Source organism: Streptomyces auratus (assembly GCF_050433025.1).
Lineage (GTDB): Bacteria > Actinomycetota > Actinomycetes > Streptomycetales > Streptomycetaceae > Streptomyces > Streptomyces sioyaensis.
Genome location: NZ_JBNGCB010000003.1, coordinates 3,001,160 through 3,018,301 on the forward strand (window position 1 = coordinate 3,001,160; position 17,142 = coordinate 3,018,301).

Below are 17,142 nucleotides of genomic sequence, written 5' to 3' on the forward strand. Positions count from 1 at the left end.
CCTAGGGGAGGAAACGCTCAGGTGTGCTCACACGTACTTCGCGGCCTCGTGCATGAGCCCGATCCGGGTGGGCACGGAGCGCATGGCCAGGTCCTGGAACATCGCGTTGATGGTGCGGTTGAGCTCGGGGTTCGCGCCGGGCAGCCGATTGCGTGGATCGGCCGCCAGCCACAGCGAGAGCACCAGCAGGGTCAGGGGGGTGTGCGCCGCGAACGCGCGCGGCGCGAGCTCCGCGGCCAGCTCCTCCGCCCGCAGCGTGGCGGACTGCTCCGGCAGCACCGGTTCACGCAGCGGTGCGGCGGTGATGGTGTACAGCTCGTACAACCAGACACTGGTGTCGGAGAGTTCGACCAGGCGCTGGGCGAGGTGCTCGATGACATCGTCCACCCGCTGCAGCGCGAGTGAGTGGTACAGCACTTCCAGCGGATGGCCGTGCTCGATGTGCCAGGTCCGCAGCTTTCCGTGGACGGCCATCCAGCGGTCCGGACTGGCGGCGAGCTCCCGCAACAGCAGCATGCGGAGCCACGGGTGCAGCACGGAGCTGCCCCGCAACGGGTTCGGATGGACCCGTTCCAGATATCCGGAGCCGCGGCCGCCACGGGTCTCGGCATCCTGGGGGACGGGGTCGGTCAGCCATAATCGGGTCGCGACCACCCGGGCCAGCGAATCGCGGGTGTGCAGCTGGAAGCGGTCGAGGAGCCCCGCGTCGCACGCCGCATCGAACTCGCGGGCGGCACAGCACTCGACGAGCGCACGACGCTGGTCGTCGGTCAGATCGCGGAGGAGATACTCCCGCGCCTCCGCCTCCAGCGACGGCCCCTCGTCGGCGTCCGCCGCGGATGGTGTGGTGCTGGAGAGCACCGCGCGCAACAGCGCCTCCGGTCGCTCGCGGCCCACGATGCGGGCCGAGGCGGTCAGCATCTGCCGGACGCTCCACGGATGCCCGTCGGTCAACCGGTGCGCGAGCAGCGGAGCCTCCGGCAGCCGCGCGGCGATGTTCGTACCGAGCTGGGCGGTCTCCCCGGCTGTCAGACCGCGCAGCTGGACGCAGTACCAGCGCCAGGAGCGGTTCGGCGGCGGGTCGGGGACGGACCGCGCCCAGTCGAGGTAGCCGGCCTGTTCGGGGAAGCGGACCTGCACGCCCGCCGGTCCGTTCGCGAACATCCCCGGCACCCGGCCGACGTTCGAGGCGGCGGCCACGGCCAGCAGCGGATCGGGCTCGCCGGCGGCGTCCCGGAGTTCCATCAGCAGGTCGAGGAACTCCCGCCCGCCGGGAGCATCGATGTTGTCCAGCAACACCACGCAGTTGCGGTCGCGTTGGCGCCGTGCGTACTCGCCGCGCAGATCGGCCAAGAACGCCTCGCACAGGCGCCGGTCCACCGCGGCCCGGTCCGTCGGGTCCTCGCTCTTGCTGAGCTGGTTGAGTTCGACCAGGGCGTCCATCGCGGCCAGCGGACCGGCGTACCAGGCGAATCCGGTGTGCCGGGTCACCCGCAGCGGCATGCTGGGCGGCTGCCTGATGAGGCTGGCCAGCAGGCTGATGCCGGGGATCCTGAGGAGGTTGAGGTCCTGCAGCAGCCCGGCGACCGCGACGACCCGCTCGGCCGCGGGCTGGGGTTCCCGGGGCCCGCGCAGCGCCTGGCGTAACTGCTTCCTGGCCCGCTCGGGGTCCGTCGGGTTGAGGAACAGCTCGGGGGCCACCACGAACAGGCCGAGCGTCAGCCGCGGGAAGAGCAGCGGGGTCTGCCGGGGCAGGCGGTGGGACAGCCCGTACGCGAGGCGGCCGGCGACCTCATGGGGGCGGCGGGGCGCGGCGGAGCCGAAGTCGAAGTACACATGGGGACGCCGCGAGCCGAGGTAGCCGAGCCATTTCAGGGTGCTGGTCTTGCCGCTGCCGTGCGGTCCGACGAGGACGATCGCGGGGAGCCCCGGCCCCGTCGGCGCGGTCCTGTTGTCCTGTACGCGGGTGCGGCACTCCTCGTAGAGGGCCTCGATCCCTTGAATGCCCAACGGACGCTCCGCCACGGCTCATCCCCCTGTTCCGGCCAGCGCCATGACCGCTGGCTGATTACAGAAGGTTGGCACGCGTAAGCGCAAGGTGCCACCGGTTCACCCAAGGTGCCGAACGCGGCTCATGTTCCTGAGCGGAGGCGTGGGGTTCGGCTGCCGGCCGGACGCGCGGGCGCGGGCGGCCGGGCGAACTCCCACGTCACAAGGCCCCGGGTCGGACCGCCGAGCAGGACCACCGAGGCGGCCTCGGCCACGCAGGGGGGAACGGGGAGGAGGGGGGTGCGGTGCGCGGGAGCCTCGGCTGCCCCGTCCGCGGCGGGCCGGACGGCGGCCGGGGGCGGACCGGCGGCAGCGGCCTCGGACAGCCGGCGCAGCAGCCGGTCCAGGCCCCGGTGGTGCCGCGCGAACGCGCGTCGTGGTGCGCGCCGGCCGCGGGACTCCTGACCCGACAGCGCTTCGGCCCTGCCCACGTCCAGCAGGACCAGATGCAAGGGGCGGCCCCGGCGCCCCGCCGCCCGGGCCATCCAGCGGCGCACCCACGGCCGGCTGCCGCAGTCGTGGACCAACAGCGGTCCATCGCCCCGGAGTTCCCGGTGCAGCCAGCGGATGTGCTTCCACCGCGCCCAGGGCCGGTAGAGGCCGTACGGCAGCCACTCCGGCATCACCGCCTCGCAGGCGAGATGGACGGCCCGCGGATCGATGACGGTCGACTGCGCGGGGGCGCGGCGCAGCAGGGTGCTCTTGCCGCTGCCCGGCAGGCCGGACACCACGACCACGGCGTTCGCCGGATAGGCCAGCGTGAACGGGGGCGAGGGGGTCGGCGGGGTGTCGGTCCGGCCGCGCAGGTCGAGGAGTCCGTGGTGCGGCGCGAGGGCCGGTGCCTGCGGTGGGCCGGACGGCGCCGCACCCGCTTCCGGCACGCCAGAGCCTGTGCTGTGCACCGTTGCCTCCCCTGATTCCCCGAAGACGTCATGGTCGCACGGCGCGGCGGGCGGCGGGTCCGTCCTGGAAGGGGTGGGGGCGCCGCGGCCGCGCGGGTGAGCCGCGTCTCACCCGCGCGGTGCCCCTTGTTTATGCAACTCGTTGCATAGAAGGATCGAGGCATGGCGCTCGACCACGCGATCCTCGTCTCCCTGCTGGAGAAGCCGGGCTCCGGCTACGAGCTGGCCCGGCGGTTCGAGCGGTCCATCGGCTACTTCTGGACCGCCACCCACCAGCAGATCTACCGCGTTCTCAAGCGCATGGAGAGCGACGGCTGGATCGATGTCCGAGAGGTGCCGCAGCAGGCCCGCCCGGACAAGAAGGAGTACTCCGTCGCCGCGCTCGGCCGGGCCGCGCTCGCCGAGTGGCTGCACGAGCCGATCGAACCGGAGAGCGTCCGGCACGAACTCGCGGTGAAGATCCGCGGGGCGGCCTTCGACGACCCGGCCGTACTGATCCGCGAGGTCGAGCGGCACCACCACAAGCACACCGAGCGGCTCGCGCACTATCTCGCGGGCGAGCGGCGGGACTTCACCGGACCGGACGCCCCCGAGGCCCCCGATGCCGGACAGGAGCTCCAGCACGTCGTGCTGCGCGGCGGCATCGCGTACGAGCGGATGACCCTCGCCTGGCTGGAGGACGTGCTCGCCACCCTCCGCCGGCTCGGCACCGCACCCTGAACCCGGCGCCGACGAGCCACGCGCCGCCCGGCCGCCGCGCTCACCGGCACCGTCCGCACGTCTCTTGACCCTCCACCCTCCCCGACGAACCGGAAAGGCGAACACCATGGCCGACCCGCTGCTGTTCAACCCGCGTACCTATGACCCCGCGCACTTCGACCCCGAGACCCGCCGGCTGCTGCGCGCCACCGTCGACTGGTTCGAGAACCGCGGCAAGCGCCGGCTGATCGAGGACTACCGCTCCCGCGCCTGGCTGGCGGAGTTCCTGGAGTTCTCCACCAAGGAAGGGCTGTTCGCGACCTTCCTCACCCCGGCCTCCGCCGCCGGCGAGCAGCAGGACAAGCGCTGGGACACCGCCCGGATCGCCGCCCTCAACGAGATCTTCGGCTTCTACGGGCTCGACTACTGGTACGCGTGGCAGGTCACCATCCTGGGACTCGGCCCGGTCTGGCAGAGCGACAACGCCGCCGTCCGCACCCGTGCGGCCGAACTCCTCGACCAGGGCGAGGTGTTCGCCTTCGGTCTGTCCGAGAAGGCCCACGGCGCCGACATCTACTCCACCGACATGCTGCTGGAGCCGGACGGCGACGGCGGCTTCCGCGCCAGCGGATCCAAGTACTACATCGGCAACGGCAACGCCGCCGGACTCGTCTCCGTCTTCGGCCGCCGCACCGATGTCGAGGGCCCCGACGGCTATGTCTTCTTCGCCGCCGACAGCCGCCACCCGGACTACCACCTGGTCAAGAACGTCGTCGACTCCTCGAAGTACGTCAGCGAGTTCCGCCTCGACGGCTACCCGGTCACCGGGGCCGACATCCTGCACACCGGCCGCGCCGCCTTCGACGCCGCCCTCAACACCGTCAACGTCGGCAAGTTCAACCTCTGCACGGGCGCCATCGGCATCTGCGAGCACGCGATGTACGAGGCCGTCACCCACGCGCAGAACCGCATCCTCTACGGCCGTCCCGTCACCGCGTTCCCGCATGTGCGCCGCGAGCTGACCGACGCCTACGTCCGCCTCGTCGGGATGAAGCTGTTCAGCGACCGCGCCGTCGACTACTTCCGCTCCGCCGGCCCCGACGACCGCCGCTACCTCCTCTTCAACCCGATGACGAAGATGAAGGTGACCACCGAGGGCGAGAAGGTCATCGACCTGATGTGGGACGTCATCGCGGCCAAGGGCTTCGAGAAGGACACCTACTTCGCCCAGGCGGCCACCGAGATCCGGGGACTGCCCAAGCTGGAGGGCACCGTCCACGTCAACCTCGCGCTGATCCTGAAGTTCATGGGCAACCACCTGCTGAACCCGGCCGAGTACCCGCCCGTACCGACCCGCCTCGACGCGGCCGACGACGCGTTCCTCTTCCGGCAGGGACCGGCCCGCGGCCTGGGCGCCATCCGCTTCCACGACTGGCGCACCGCCTACGACGCCTATGCCGCCGTGCCCAACGTCGGCCGCTTCCGTGAGCAGGCGGACGCCCTGTGCGAGTTCGTCACCACCGCCGCGCCCGACGAGGCGCAGAGCCGCGACCTCGATCTCCTCCTGGCCATCGGCCAGCTGTTCGCGCTGGTCGTCCACGGCCAGCTGATCCTGGAGCAGGCGCAGCTGACCGGGCTCGACGAGGAGGTGCTCGACGAGCTGTTCGCCGTCCTCGTCCGTGACTTCTCCGCGCACGCCGTGGAGCTGCACGGCAAGGACTCCGCCACCGAAGAGCAGCAGCGCTGGGCACTGGGCGCGGTCCGCCGCCCGGTCGTCGACGAGGCCCGCTCGGCCCGCGTCTGGGAGCGCGTCGAAGCGCTGGCCGGGGCGTACGAGATGGCCCCGTAACCAGCGGGCACCCGGACCGCCGGCTCGCCGCCCGCACAGACTCGGCCGACCCCGCCCGGGGTCGGCCGAGCGCTGCGGTCCCGGGAGCGAACGGGCGGGTCCGGGGCGGAGCGCGGCGGCCGCACGCCGGGGCGCTCCGCGAACCTGAGTACCTACCCGCCGGCACCGCGCCCGCACCCTCCTCGTGCCACGTACGGAAGCACCCTCCGCCCACCTCGCCGCCGAAGCGCCGGACTGTGCCCGCGGCATGGGCCACCGGGTGCCGGACGGACCGTGCGATGCGCCGTCTGCACGCCCCGTGCTCACCACGATTGCGCTGTTCACCACCGATCTCCGCCGGCCGCGCGGACCGCGTTTCGCTTGCCGGTACGGGCCTTCACACCTTCTGCTGAAGGCCCCCGGAGGCGGCCGTGACGCCGGACGGAATCGACCGATCCTTCTCTCGGACCGGGCGCTCCGCGCGCCCACGACGGAAGGACATGGCTATGCGACGCACCATCGTCGGCACCTGCGCCGCCCTCGCGGTGCTGGGTATCGGGTCGGCCGCCCCGGCCGTTGCCGCCCCGGTTCCGGTGACCGCGCTCAACTGCGATGGCGACACCTACAAGTGCACGGCCAACCTCCGCTTCGGCGACAACAATTGGAAGGCCCGGTGGGACGCGTCCATCTTCCACCAGGCGAACCGGTCCGCCTCCCGCGCTCCCGTACCGGCAACGAGCCTCAACTGCGACGGCGACAACGGAACCTGCGTGGCCGACCTGATGTTCGGTGACGGGCGCTGGCGGGCGAGCTGGCCCGCGACCGTCTTCCATCCGGCGCTCCGGTCCGCCGAGGGCAGGCTTGTCGCACCCGTGCCGGCGAACAGCCTGAATTGCGACGGCGATACCGGCCGGTGTTCGGTCAACCTCCAGTTCGGTGACGGGGGTTGGAAGGCCGCCTGGGCCGCCACCATTTACCACCAGCCGTAATCGACAGGCCCCGTGGGACCGGGGCCGAGGAGCACGATCAGGCCCGGGGACGAGCGGCGCGCGTCCCCGGGCCGCGCGCATGGAGCCCGCAGGAGGGGCTGCGAAATAACCGTCCGGGGGAGGCTCGTACGAGGGGGCCGCGGAATAACGGCGCGCGCCGTTGCAGAATGCGGGAGTGACGCTCATCTACGTATTGTCATTTTGATCGCCGAACGCACCATTGCTGTCACGTACACGCCTTTTTCCGAACTGTCGGGAACCTTACTGTCGCAGGCATCCACCATTCGACGGCAGTAACTTCCGCTCCGGACATATCCGTTCACGAATTGGCTCGTGCGCGGAATCGCAGCGGAGGCTGCCCAGGGAGAAGTCATGTCCGCAGTCGTAGAGCAGGCAGCAATTGCGCAGTCCACGGGCTCCTGGCCCGGCGGGGACGGGGGCGGGGGAGACTGGCCCAGGTATCCGAGACTCTTCGAGGCCATCCCGAACTCGGGCCCGATCACCGGAATGAACTCCGTCAAGCTCACCGGATCAGGTCTGCAGAACACCAATCTCGTCACCTTCGGCGGCGTCCCCGCCACCATCGTCGCAGTCGACCCCTATGGTGCCTGGGTCACCGTGCTCGCACCGGCGCACCCGGCGGGCACCGTCCCGGTCGGCGCGACCAGCCCCTATGGCACCTCCAACCCGGTGTACTACACCTATGTGGCCTTCCCTCCGCCGGGCCCCACCGTCACCTCTCTCGTGCCCACCAGCGGGCCCTCCTCCGGCGGCACCGCGTTCGCCATCACCGGCACCAACCTCACCGGCGCGACGGTCACCTTCAACGGGGTGGCGGCCAGCGGAGTGTCCGTCAACCCCGCGGGCACCCTGCTCACCGGAACCACACCGGCCGGCCCCGTCGGCAACGTCCCGGTCGTGGTCACCACAGGGGCCGGAAGCGCCAGCGTCCCCGGCGGGTTCACCTACACCGCACCCCCGCCCGTGGCGGTGTCGATCTCGCCGTCGTCGGGGAGTGCGGCGGGTGGTACGGCGTTCGTGATCTCGGGGAGCGGTCTGAACGGGGCGTCGGTCACGTTCAACGGGGTGCCGGCGACGGGGGTCTCGTCGAATCCCGCGGGGACGTCCCTGGTGGGCTTCACCCCGCCCGGAGCGGTCGGCAACGTGCCGGTCGTGGTCACCACGCCAGGCGGCAGTGCCACCGTCCCCGGCGGCTACACCTACACGCCGCCGCCCCCGCCCGTGGCCACGTCCATCTCGCCGACGTCGGGGACTACGGCAGGTGGTACGGCATTTGTGATCTCCGGGAGCAACCTGAACGGGGCGTCGGTCACGTTCAACGGGGTGCCGGCGACGGGGGTCTCGTCGAATCCCGCGGGCACGTCCCTGGTGGGCTTCACCCCGCCCGGAGCGCTCGGCAACGTGCCGGTCGTGGTCACCACGCCAGGCGGCAGCACCGTCGTCCCGGGCGGCTACACCTACGTGTGAGCGGTGACCACGCCACCGTCGCGCGGGGACCGGCGGCGACCGCGTAAGGGGCCGGCGCCGGAAACCCCCGGGTGGGCGGACGAGGTCGGTCCGCCCACCCGGGGCGAGGCGTTTCGATCCGGCTGCGGCCCGTCAGACGGCGGGCCGCAGCCGGACCGGCAGGCGCTTGTGCCCGTAGGTGAGCAGTGAAGGCACCGGCTCCAACTCCTCGGCGGGTACGGCCAGTTCGGCATCGGGGAAGCGCGCGAACAGGGCCCGCAGCGCGGTGCCGGCTTCGAGGCGGGCCAGGGACGCCCCCAGGCAGTAGTGGACACCGTGGCCGAACGCCAGGTGTTCCGGTCCCGGTGCGGTGCGGGTGAGGTCGAAGCTGGCGGCGCGGTCGCCGTGCCGGCCGGGATGGCGGTTGGCCGCGGCGTACGAGGCGAGGATCGCCTCGCCCGCGGGGATGACCTGTCCGTCGGGCAGCGGAATGTCACGCACGGCGAAGCGCAGCGGCAGGTGCTTGACGGCCGGTTTCAGACGCAGGGTCTCCTCCACCACATCGGCCCAGCCGGCGCGGCCGGCACGGACATGGGCGAGCTGCTCGGGGTGGGTCAGCAGCGCGGCGACGGCCTGCTCGATCAGGTTGACGGTGGTCTCGTACCCTGCCGTGATCACCAGTAGCAGGGTGTCGCGCAACTCGTCGTCGGACAGCGCCGATTCCTTGCCCTCCTCGTCCCGCGCGGCGATGAGCAGCGAGGTCATGTCCTCGCCCGGCTCGGCCCGTTTGGCGGCGATGAGCCGGTCGAGCACGGTATACAGGCGCGCCGTGTTCGCGGCCGACTCTTCGGGCGTGAGCGTGGTGGCGAACACCCCGTCGACGACGTCGCGGAAGCCCTCGCGCTGGTTCGGCGGCAGCCCCATGAGATGGCTGATGACCTGGATCGGCAGCGGGTAGGCGAAACGCTCCCGCAGATCGACCGGCTCGCCGGGCGCCGTGGCCGCGAGGTCGTCGAGCAGGCCGGTGACGACGGCCTCGATGGGCCCGGCGAGCGCGGCCACGCGGCGGGCGGTGAAGGCGGGTGCCACCAGGCGGCGCAGCCGTCGGTGCTCGCTGCCGTACGCGGTGAACATGTTCTTCACCGTGATCCACAAGGCGAGTGGCCAGGTCCCACTGACCTCCTCGAAGCGCGGCCAGTGCTGCCGGGCGTCCTTGGAGACGTCCGGGCTGGTCAGCAACTCTCTGAGCAGGTCGGGTTCGCTGACGGCCCATGCGGTGACGCCGAGGACGTCGACGCGGGCCGCGGGCCCCAGGGAGTGCAGCGTGCGGATTTCGGCGTCCGGGTCGGCGCCGTGGGCGTCGAGGACGAGGAGGGCGGGCTCGTGCGGCATGGCGGACTTCCTTGCCTTCGTCGGTCCGGTGGGTGAACGGGCCCGGCGCGCGCGGCCCGGCCGGCAACTCGGCGGTGCGGGGGTAACGGCCGGGAGGGCACGGACAGCCGCTCCGTCACCAAGCGTTGATAGCGCCGCCACGGCGGCTGCTGCGGGAGAACGCGAGGGCGCTCACCCCGGCGAGTGGCAAGTCATACCGGGGCGGCAGCCGCCGCGGTTCCCCCGGCCGGTCGGCCCGCCCCGACCGCGCGGCCCGTACAGGCGTGTGATCCGCGCCACTCTCCCGCGTCACGCTTTCCCCAACGCCGCAGGTCAGAAGCTCAACGTGAGCATCCGACTGCGGGCCGTCATATCCCGTCCCTGGTTCTGATTGACAATTTCGGCTTCGCGAACGGTTTACGGACAAGCAAGCGGTCTCCCCGACGTCGCCCGGATGTCGGGGAGTTGACCGTGGAACCTCGAAAGGAGAGGCAGTGGACCACCAGTGGCCCTGGGACGCGCCGGCCATGGGCGGCGCGGCCAGGACGACTCCGGCCGTGCGCCGCGCCCGTGTGCGCGAGAGCACCCACACCGCCTCGCGGACCTGCGGCCCGCCGGCCTCCAGCACGTTGCGCCCGCAGGCCCGCGGAAGCCGGCGGAGTTGCGAACGTGATCTTCGTACGCGGGTCCACCCCGGTGCCGTCCGCCCGCCCGTGGCGGGGCGAGGGACGGCTGCCCGGTGAGCGATTACGGAGACGGACAGCAGTTGCGCCCCGACCCGATGGACCGGCTCCGGGTCGACTTCACCGCCTTCTTCAAGGAGGTGCAACAGGGCTACCTCGGCTACGCGATACAGATGCTGCGGCACCGTCAAGACGCCGAAGACGTGGTCCAGATAGCCGGGATGAAGATCCATGCGAAATGGGACGAGTTCCTGGCCCACAGCAACTACCGGGCCCTGGGCCTGCGGATCCTGCGGGACGCCATCAAGGACCACATCCGCTCGCGCAACCGGGTGGCCCGCCGCGAACGGGCCGCTGCCGCGGAAGCCGGGCTCTACCAGTCCTGCGTCGACCAGATCCTGCACCTGGGCACCTACGACGCCCTCGACCGCGCCATGGACGAACTGGCCCGGCGCGAACCGGTCCAGGCCGACTGCGTCCGGCTCCGCGTGGCGCAGCTGAGCTATGAGGAGATCGCCGAGACCCTGGGGATCCCCCCCGGCACGGCGCGCACCTACTACTCCCGCGGCCGTCAGCTCGCCAAGGACCTGGCGGCCTCCTATCTCCGGCACGATCAGGAAGGAGAACCGTCGTGACCATCGAAGACATTCTGCAAGCCGAAGCCGATGAGGTGGGTCGCGTACTGGCCGACCACGATCCTGAAGCCTTCACTCGCCGACTGGCCGAGCGGATCGCCGAGGCGCAGGGGCAGACGCCCCCGGCCCGGCCGGTCCCCGAAGGACGGCACGAGCGCGGCCCGGCCCCGGCACGCCCCGGCCGCGCGCGGCCGCTGCCCCGCCGGCCGCGGCCCCGGCCGTTCCCCGGCCCCACGGCCGGCCCGGAGGAGCTGCGCCGGCATCTGCGCACCCTCTGCGAGTCGGTCCTGCGCGGGGGGCACATGGGTCGCCTGGAGAAGTTCGCCCAGGACTACGACGCGGCCGGCGCCCGGACGTTCGCATGCCTGCTCTACTCGATCAACCGCCACGAGGCGGCGGTCTTCTGGTGGCGGTTCGCCGCCGGCGCCGAGGACCAGCTCTCCGCCCATTGTCTGGCGATCCATCACGCGGCCGACGACAACTTCATCGACGCCCGGCTGTGGCGCACCATCGCCACCGCCCTGGGCTACTCACCGCGCCGGCATCTGCCCAACCCGGCCCCCGGCGCCCCGCTTCCGGACCCCGTCTGGCTGCTGGCGCGCTCCGGTCCCGAACTCCGGCAGTTCGCCGAGCCGCAGGCCCCACTGTCCGTGGGGTGCGCGGGGCACTGACCGAGCGGCACGCACGGACCACTATCGACCACTCACCACTCACCGCCCACCACCCACCAGGGAGAAGCCCATGAAGGACCATGCGGAGGACGAGCCCTCCCTCCCGCGTGTTCCCGGCAAGTCACGGCGCTCGTGGCTCAGGAAGTACGCCCGCTTCACCGCCGCGCACGCCATCGAGGGCGTGGCCGGGGCCGTCATCTCCGCTCTGATGCTGTATTGGACCCAGCGGTAGCCGAAGGGGTGGGTCCGGGCGATCGGCGGATGCCGCTCCCCGGACCGGACCGGAGCCGTCCACCCGGCTCCCGCGTGGTCAAGGTCCGGCCTTTCGGCGGGCGTCGTGGTTAGTGGCTCCTCCGCCGGGGAGGGATTCCCCGAATGTGGCCGTACCGAGGCAAGGGCACGAGGGGGAGGAGGCCGGATGGCAACACAACCGGTGGAGACGCTCGATCTGGCGGCAATGGGGGAGGACTTCGTCCGCAATCCGTACGAGGTGTACGCGTCGCTGCGCGAGCAGGGCCCGGTACACCGCGTACGTCTCCCGGAGGGCACGGTCGTCTGGCTGGTCGTCGGATACGACGAGGTGCGTGCGGCGCTCAGCGACCCGCGGCTGTCGAAGGAGTGGCGGCACGCCTCGTCCGCGCAGCCGATGCAGCCGGTGACCATGGGCGTGACGATGCTCCGCTCCAACGCGCCGCACCACACCCGGCTGCGCGGCCTGGTCGCCCGCGCCTTCACGGCCCGCCGGATGGCATCCCTCACGCCGCGCATCCAAGAGCTGACCGACGAACTGCTGACGGCGATGCTCGCCGTGCCCGACGGGCGCGCCGACCTCGTCGATGCGCTGGCCTTCCCGCTGCCGATCACCGTCATCTGCGAACTCCTGGGCGTTCCGTTCCTGGACCGGGAGGCCTTCCGCGCCTGGACCGACGTCCTGCTCGTCGGCGCCGCGACGCCGGAGGCCTGGGAGGCCCTGGTGGCCATGACCGGCTATCTCGACGATCTGGTGAAGAAGAAACGGGCCCACCCCGGCGACGATCTGCTGAGTGATCTGATCGCGGTGAGTGACGAGGACGGCGACCGGCTCAGCGAGCAGGAACTCCTGGGAATGGCCCAGCTGTTGCTGATCGCGGGCTATGAGACGACCGCCAATCTCATCTCCAACGGTGTCCTGGCGCTGCTCACCCATCCGGCGCAACTCGCCGCGCTACGCGCCGATCTGTCCCTCATCGACAACGCGGTCGAGGAGATGCTGCGCTACGAGGGACCGATTGAGACCTCCACCTTCCGCTTCACCACCGGGGCGACCGAGATCGCGGGCACGGTGATCCCCGGCGGCGGCGAGGTCGTCCTCCCCGTGATCGCCGACGCGGGACGGGACCCGGTCCGATTCGGTGACCCCGGGTGCTTCGACATCACCCGCGACGCCCGCGGCCATGTGGCCTTCGGCCATGGCATCCACTTCTGCCTCGGCGCCCCGCTGGCACGCATGGAGGCACGGATCGCGGTGCGCACGCTCCTGGAGCGCTGCCCGACGCTGGAGCTGGACGCCCACCCGGCCGATCTGCGCTGGCGGTTGGGTGCGTTGCTCCGTGGCCCGCGGCACCTTCCGGTCCGCTGGTCGCCGACGGCCGGGTGAATTCCCCTGCCCTCGTGATCCGGCGAATGGTCGGCCACGCTCCGTAGCGGAACGGACGCTTTGGGTGTGCGGCCTGCGGGGATCGTGCCGTGCCCGGGGCGCCGGTGTCCCCGGCCCGCCGGGCTGAGATGCGGATGCCCCGGCTGGCCCGCAGCCTGAAGGTAGCGGGCCTGCCCACGCAGGGGCCGAGGCGGCGTGCGCAGCATGCTGCCGCCAGGGGTCCGCAGGCGGGAAATCCGGACTGCCGCACTCTGCGCGGGGGCAGTCAGCGCCGCCCCACGCGGCGCCAACACAAGGAGCCGACGTGTCTGAAAAGCGGAAGTCTTCGCATCCGAAGTCGGGCGAGGGGCCCAGCGCGCACAAGGGGTCTGAACAGCACGGATGGTCGCCCGATGTCGACCAGACCGAACAGCAGGAGAACCCGAGCGCCCACCGGTCCTTCCACCCCGAGCGCTACGCACCCGAGAAGGACCGCAGCAAGGAGGGCAGCGGGCGGGAGAAGGTGCCGCCGGCCAGCGAGGTGAAGGGCGAGACGAAGGGCGGCGAGCGCCGGGCCGCCGAGACCGACGAGAAGGGCATGCGCGACATGGGGCCCAAGGGCCGCTCGCGCCGGCCGAGCGGAGGCAGGGACACGGAGGCACACACCGGTGTCGATCCGCAGGAGCCCTGAGGCGCCGCAAGCCCACTCGGCCTGGGGCACCCTCACGGAGGGCGGCCCCGGGCCGAGACGTGCCGGGCACCCCACCGAGGGCGACCGGGCCGAGAGGCGGGCGACCGAGGGTGACCGGGCCGAGAGGCGGGCGCGGGACCGGCCCGCGCCCGCCTCACAGCTCCACGATCACCGCGTCACACCGTCACGGTCACCGCGTAGGCGATGAAGAAGGCCGCGCAGAGCACGACGATGATGCCGAGGATGATCATCGGGCCCTTGGCCCAGCCGCGTGTCTGCCGGTCGGCAGGACCGGTTTCCGAGCCCGTGCTGCCCTCACCCGCGGGGGTCTCGCCGGGCGGCACCCCGCCGACGGCACCAGGACTGTTGCGGGGATCCTGATCCGGGCTTTGTGTGTCCATATCGGAAAGCTCTTCCTTGTGTACGGTGCGCGCGGGTCGGTTCCCGGTGGGCGCGGGACGTGCGACGGGCGCGTGCGGAAGGAGCGGTGCCGGCGCGCGGGCAGGTGCCTGCGGGCCGGTGGGCGGGGCTAGTAGTAGTGCCGACGCCCGGCGACCGCGTGCCCCAGCGAGCCGAGAATCCAGAAGATCGCGCCAAGGACGGCGAGCACGATCCCGATCGTCCACAGGATCCCGAGGCCGGTCACGAAACCGATGATGAGCAATATGACGCCGAGAATGATCACGATGCTCTCCGATCGCGCATACGTTCCCCTTCTCACTGTGATCCCGGCTCGGCGCAAGGGCAACTGCTGATTCCGGCACCCGGCCATCCCCCCTCACCCGGCCGCCTCGCCGGCCGCCACCGGACCGCCGCGCCGGAGCGCCCCTCCTGCACCCCACCCCACGTGAACATCGTCACAACTGGCATGACACACGGGTGAGTTGGCCCGTCCCGGCTAGGACTTGCAGCATGACAGCTGCTGGAGTGGACGTGGTGGCCCGCGGGGCGAGCGTGCGTGGTCCGAGAGGGCCGGTGTTCGAGGGGGTGGACCTGGACGTACCGGCGGGCGGACTGCTCGCCGTGCACGGTCCGGCGGGCTCCGGGCGTACGTCGCTGCTGCTCGCGCTCGCCGGGCGGATGCGGCTGTCCGGAGGGGCCGTCCGGGTCGGCGGGCATGTCCTGCCCGCCGAGGGCCGGCGGGTCCGCAGGCTGGTCGCCCTCGCCCGGGCCGTGCCCGCGGTCACGCTCGAAGGACGGCTGCGGGTCCGGGAGGTGATGACCGAACGCTGCCTGACCAGCCCCGGTGTCACCGAGCGCGGCATCCGCGAGGCCTTCGGAACGCTGGACATCGCCCCGCGCGGGGCGGACCTGGTCGAGGACCTCGGCCCGGCCGGCGCCCTGCTGCTGGCGACCGCGCTGGCCCTCGCCGAGCGGCCGGGCGCCCTGGTCGTCGACGATGTCGACGCCGGTCTGCCGCCCGACGCGCAGCCACCCGTGTGGCAGGCCCTGGACCGGGTCCGGAACGACGGCCCCACCGTGCTGGCCGGGTGCCTCCAGCCGCCGCCCGCCCCCGGCCTGACCGCGCTGTTATTACCGCGGCGCAGCCGGGACCGTCTCCCGGCCGAAGAGGCCGCCGCCCGAGAGGACGCCGACACATGAGAGCCGTCAAGCTGGCACTGCTGGAACTCCGGCGCTTCCGCGGCCCGGTGCGCCGCCTGGTGCCCGTCCTGCTCTGTCTGGTGCCGCTGCTGTACGGCGCCATGTACCTCTGGGCGAACTGGGACCCGTACGGCAAGACCGACCGGATGCCGGTCGCCGTGGTCGACCAGGACCACCTGGCGCACGCCCCGCAGGGCCGCCGGGTGGACGCCGGCGACCAACTGGTCCAGCAGCTCAAGGCGTCCGGCACCTTCGACTGGCACTTCGTCGGCCCGGCCGAGGCCCGGGACGGGCTGGAGCACGGCCGCTACTTCTTCACCGTCGACATCCCGCCCGACTTCAGCCGCAAGCTCGCCACCGGGGCCGACACCCGCCCGCAACAAGCGGGCATCCGGATCGAACTCAACGATGCCAACAACTACATCGCCGGCATCATGACCGAGGTCGTGCAGAACAAGCTGCAGGACCAGGTCAACTCCGCCACCCACGCCGCCTATGTGCGCAGCGTCTACGGCGAACTGTCGGACGTACGCGACAAGCTGACCACCGCCGCCGACGGCGCACACCGGCTGGTGGGAGCCACCCGCGTCGCGCAACAGGGCACCTCCACGGTCACCTCGGCCACCTCCGGCCTGCACAGCGGGGCCGACGGCGTCGCCGCCGGGGCACGGCAGATCGCCCGGGCCGCCGGGCAGATCGACACCCTCTCCGGCCGCCTGGACCAGGCCGCGGCCGACCGCCTTCCCGCCGCCGTCTCCGCTCTGGTGACCACCGCCCGGCTGACCACCGACGGGCTGGACGCGGTGCACACCGCCACCGGCGCCACCCACAAGGGCACCTCACGGGCGGTGTCGGACCTCACCGGCCTCGGCGACGCCCACCCCGAACTGCGGGACGACCCGGTCTACCAGAAGGCCCTGAGCCACGCCCGCGCCCTGGATGCGACCGCCACCGACCTCGACGGCCGGGCCGCCGCCGCCGAGAACAACGCCCGGCGCTCCCTCCATGACGCCGAGCGTCTCCAGGACCACATCGGCGCACTCCGGCGCCAGGTACTGGCCCTGCACACCCCGCTCCGCCTCATCGACACCGGCTCCCACAGCGCCGCCGACGGCGCGCACGGCCTGGCCGAAGGGCTCGGCACCCTGGAGAAGGGCTCCGGAGCCCTGCGCACCGCCGCGGACCAGGCACACGACGGTGCCCGGGACGTCTCCCGCACCGTGGACGACGGACTGCACAAGATCCCCCGCACCAGCCCTGACCAGGTCGCCCACGCCGCCGAGGTTCTGGGCACCCCCGTCCACATCGACCGGGGAAACCTGCATCCGGCCGGGGTCTACGGACGCGGTCTGGCGCCGTTCTTCTTCGGTATCGCCCTGTGGGTGTTCGGCCTCTTCGCCTATCTGTTGTTGCGCCCGCTCAACCCCCGTGCCCTGGCCGGCCGGGTCGGCGCGTTCACCACCGCCGTCGCGGGATGGCTGCCGGCCGCCGTGCTCGGCGCCGTGGGGGCGCTGGTGCTCTACGGCGTCGTCGATCTCGCGCTCGGACTCGATCCCGTCCACGGCTTCTGGACGCTCGCCCTCCTGGTCACCGCGGCGGGGGCGTTCGTCGCCGTGGACCACTGTCTGCGCACGGTTTTCGGGGTGCCCGGCGATGTGCTGTCGCTGGTCCTGCTCATCCTCCAGCTCACCGCCTCCGGCGGGCTCTATCCGCTGCCCACCGAACCGGCCTTCTTCCAGGTGCTCAACCCCCTGCTCCCGATGACCTATCTCGTCGACGGACTGCGGGTCACCGTCTCGGGCGGGCTCACCGCGCACCTCTTGCGGGACTTCGTCGTGCTCTTCGCCTTCACGGCCGGCTTCCTCGCCGTGACCGCGCTCGCCGTACGGCGTCAGCGGGTGTGGACCGTCGGGCGACTGCACCCCGACGTCTCGCTGTGA

Annotated in this window: 16 protein-coding genes; 11 read left to right on the forward strand and 5 right to left on the reverse strand. The window is 71.9% G+C overall.

The features are described from left to right. Positions 1-27: 27 nt before the first annotated feature. Both BKA18_RS32845 and BKA18_RS32850 read right to left on the reverse strand, forming a co-directional pair. Complete coding sequence (locus BKA18_RS32845) at positions 28-2,010, reverse strand: P-loop NTPase family protein (RefSeq protein ID WP_366046387.1); 1,983 nt, start codon at positions 2,008-2,010, stop codon at positions 28-30. A gap of 122 nt (positions 2,011-2,132) precedes the next feature. Beyond that, positions 2,133-2,930 carry an AAA family ATPase gene (locus BKA18_RS32850; RefSeq protein WP_366046388.1) on the reverse strand — a complete coding sequence of 266 codons (798 nt, stop codon included), beginning with the start codon at positions 2,928-2,930 and terminating at the stop codon, positions 2,133-2,135. 183 nt (positions 2,931-3,113) lie between these two features. Here BKA18_RS32850 and BKA18_RS32855 point away from each other — a divergent pair, with 183 nt between their 5' ends. The 4 genes from BKA18_RS32855 (at position 3,114) to BKA18_RS32870 (ending at position 7,955) form a co-directional block, all read left to right on the forward strand. Further along, a complete protein-coding gene (locus tag BKA18_RS32855; protein ID WP_366046389.1) occupies positions 3,114-3,671 on the forward strand; it encodes a PadR family transcriptional regulator in 558 nt (185 codons plus the stop codon). A 106-nt stretch (positions 3,672-3,777) separates the two neighbouring features. After that, positions 3,778-5,499 carry an acyl-CoA dehydrogenase family protein gene (locus BKA18_RS32860; RefSeq protein ID WP_366046390.1) on the forward strand — a complete coding sequence of 574 codons (1,722 nt, stop codon included), beginning with the start codon at positions 3,778-3,780 and terminating at the stop codon, positions 5,497-5,499. Between the two features lie 485 nt (positions 5,500-5,984). Continuing rightward, the gene (locus BKA18_RS32865) at positions 5,985-6,467 is read left to right on the forward strand and encodes a hypothetical protein (protein ID WP_006601771.1); all 483 of its coding nucleotides are present in this window, start codon (positions 5,985-5,987) and stop codon (positions 6,465-6,467) included. A 372-nt stretch (positions 6,468-6,839) separates the two neighbouring features. Continuing rightward, entirely contained in the window at positions 6,840-7,955 is a 1,116-nt protein-coding gene (locus tag BKA18_RS32870) for an IPT/TIG domain-containing protein (RefSeq protein WP_366046391.1), read from the forward strand. Positions 7,956-8,087: 132 nt separating this feature from the next. Here BKA18_RS32870 and BKA18_RS32875 read toward each other — a convergent pair whose 3' ends face one another. Continuing rightward, positions 8,088-9,326, reverse strand: a complete 1,239-nt coding sequence (locus tag BKA18_RS32875; protein ID WP_366046392.1) for a cytochrome P450 family protein — start codon at positions 9,324-9,326, stop codon at positions 8,088-8,090. Between the two features lie 718 nt (positions 9,327-10,044). On the opposite strand from BKA18_RS32875, the gene BKA18_RS32880 reads away from it, so the two are divergent. From BKA18_RS32880 to BKA18_RS32900, 5 genes are all read left to right on the forward strand, one after another. Further along, a complete protein-coding gene (locus BKA18_RS32880; protein ID WP_366046393.1) occupies positions 10,045-10,623 on the forward strand; it encodes an RNA polymerase sigma factor in 579 nt (192 codons plus the stop codon). Then, the gene (locus tag BKA18_RS32885) at positions 10,620-11,294 is read left to right on the forward strand and encodes a hypothetical protein (RefSeq protein ID WP_366046394.1); all 675 of its coding nucleotides are present in this window, start codon (positions 10,620-10,622) and stop codon (positions 11,292-11,294) included. The genes BKA18_RS32880 and BKA18_RS32885 overlap by 4 nt, the downstream gene beginning before the upstream one ends. A 70-nt stretch (positions 11,295-11,364) precedes the next feature. Next, on the forward strand, positions 11,365-11,526 hold the full coding sequence (locus tag BKA18_RS32890) for a hypothetical protein (protein WP_366046395.1): 162 nt from the start codon (positions 11,365-11,367) through the stop codon (positions 11,524-11,526). Positions 11,527-11,712: 186 nt separating this feature from the next. Then, the gene (locus tag BKA18_RS32895; protein ID WP_366046396.1) at positions 11,713-12,930 is read left to right on the forward strand and encodes a cytochrome P450 family protein; all 1,218 of its coding nucleotides are present in this window, start codon (positions 11,713-11,715) and stop codon (positions 12,928-12,930) included. 304 nt (positions 12,931-13,234) lie between these two features. Further along, a complete protein-coding gene (locus tag BKA18_RS32900; RefSeq protein ID WP_366046397.1) occupies positions 13,235-13,600 on the forward strand; it encodes a hypothetical protein in 366 nt (121 codons plus the stop codon). Positions 13,601-13,776: 176 nt separating this feature from the next. On the opposite strand, the gene BKA18_RS32905 is transcribed toward BKA18_RS32900, so the two are convergent. Next, the gene (locus tag BKA18_RS32905) at positions 13,777-14,001 is read right to left on the reverse strand and encodes a DUF6480 family protein (protein ID WP_366046398.1); all 225 of its coding nucleotides are present in this window, start codon (positions 13,999-14,001) and stop codon (positions 13,777-13,779) included. A gap of 128 nt (positions 14,002-14,129) precedes the next feature. Continuing rightward, positions 14,130-14,285: a DUF6131 family protein gene (locus BKA18_RS32910; protein ID WP_006601763.1), complete on the reverse strand. Its 156-nt coding sequence runs from the start codon at positions 14,283-14,285 to the stop codon at positions 14,130-14,132. Between the two features lie 227 nt (positions 14,286-14,512). Here BKA18_RS32910 and BKA18_RS32915 point away from each other — a divergent pair, with 227 nt between their 5' ends. Beyond that, on the forward strand, positions 14,513-15,202 hold the full coding sequence (locus tag BKA18_RS32915; protein ID WP_366046399.1) for an ATP-binding cassette domain-containing protein: 690 nt from the start codon (positions 14,513-14,515) through the stop codon (positions 15,200-15,202). Then, positions 15,199-17,142 carry a YhgE/Pip family protein gene (locus BKA18_RS32920; protein ID WP_366046400.1) on the forward strand — a complete coding sequence of 648 codons (1,944 nt, stop codon included), beginning with the start codon at positions 15,199-15,201 and terminating at the stop codon, positions 17,140-17,142. The genes BKA18_RS32915 and BKA18_RS32920 overlap by 4 nt, the downstream gene beginning before the upstream one ends.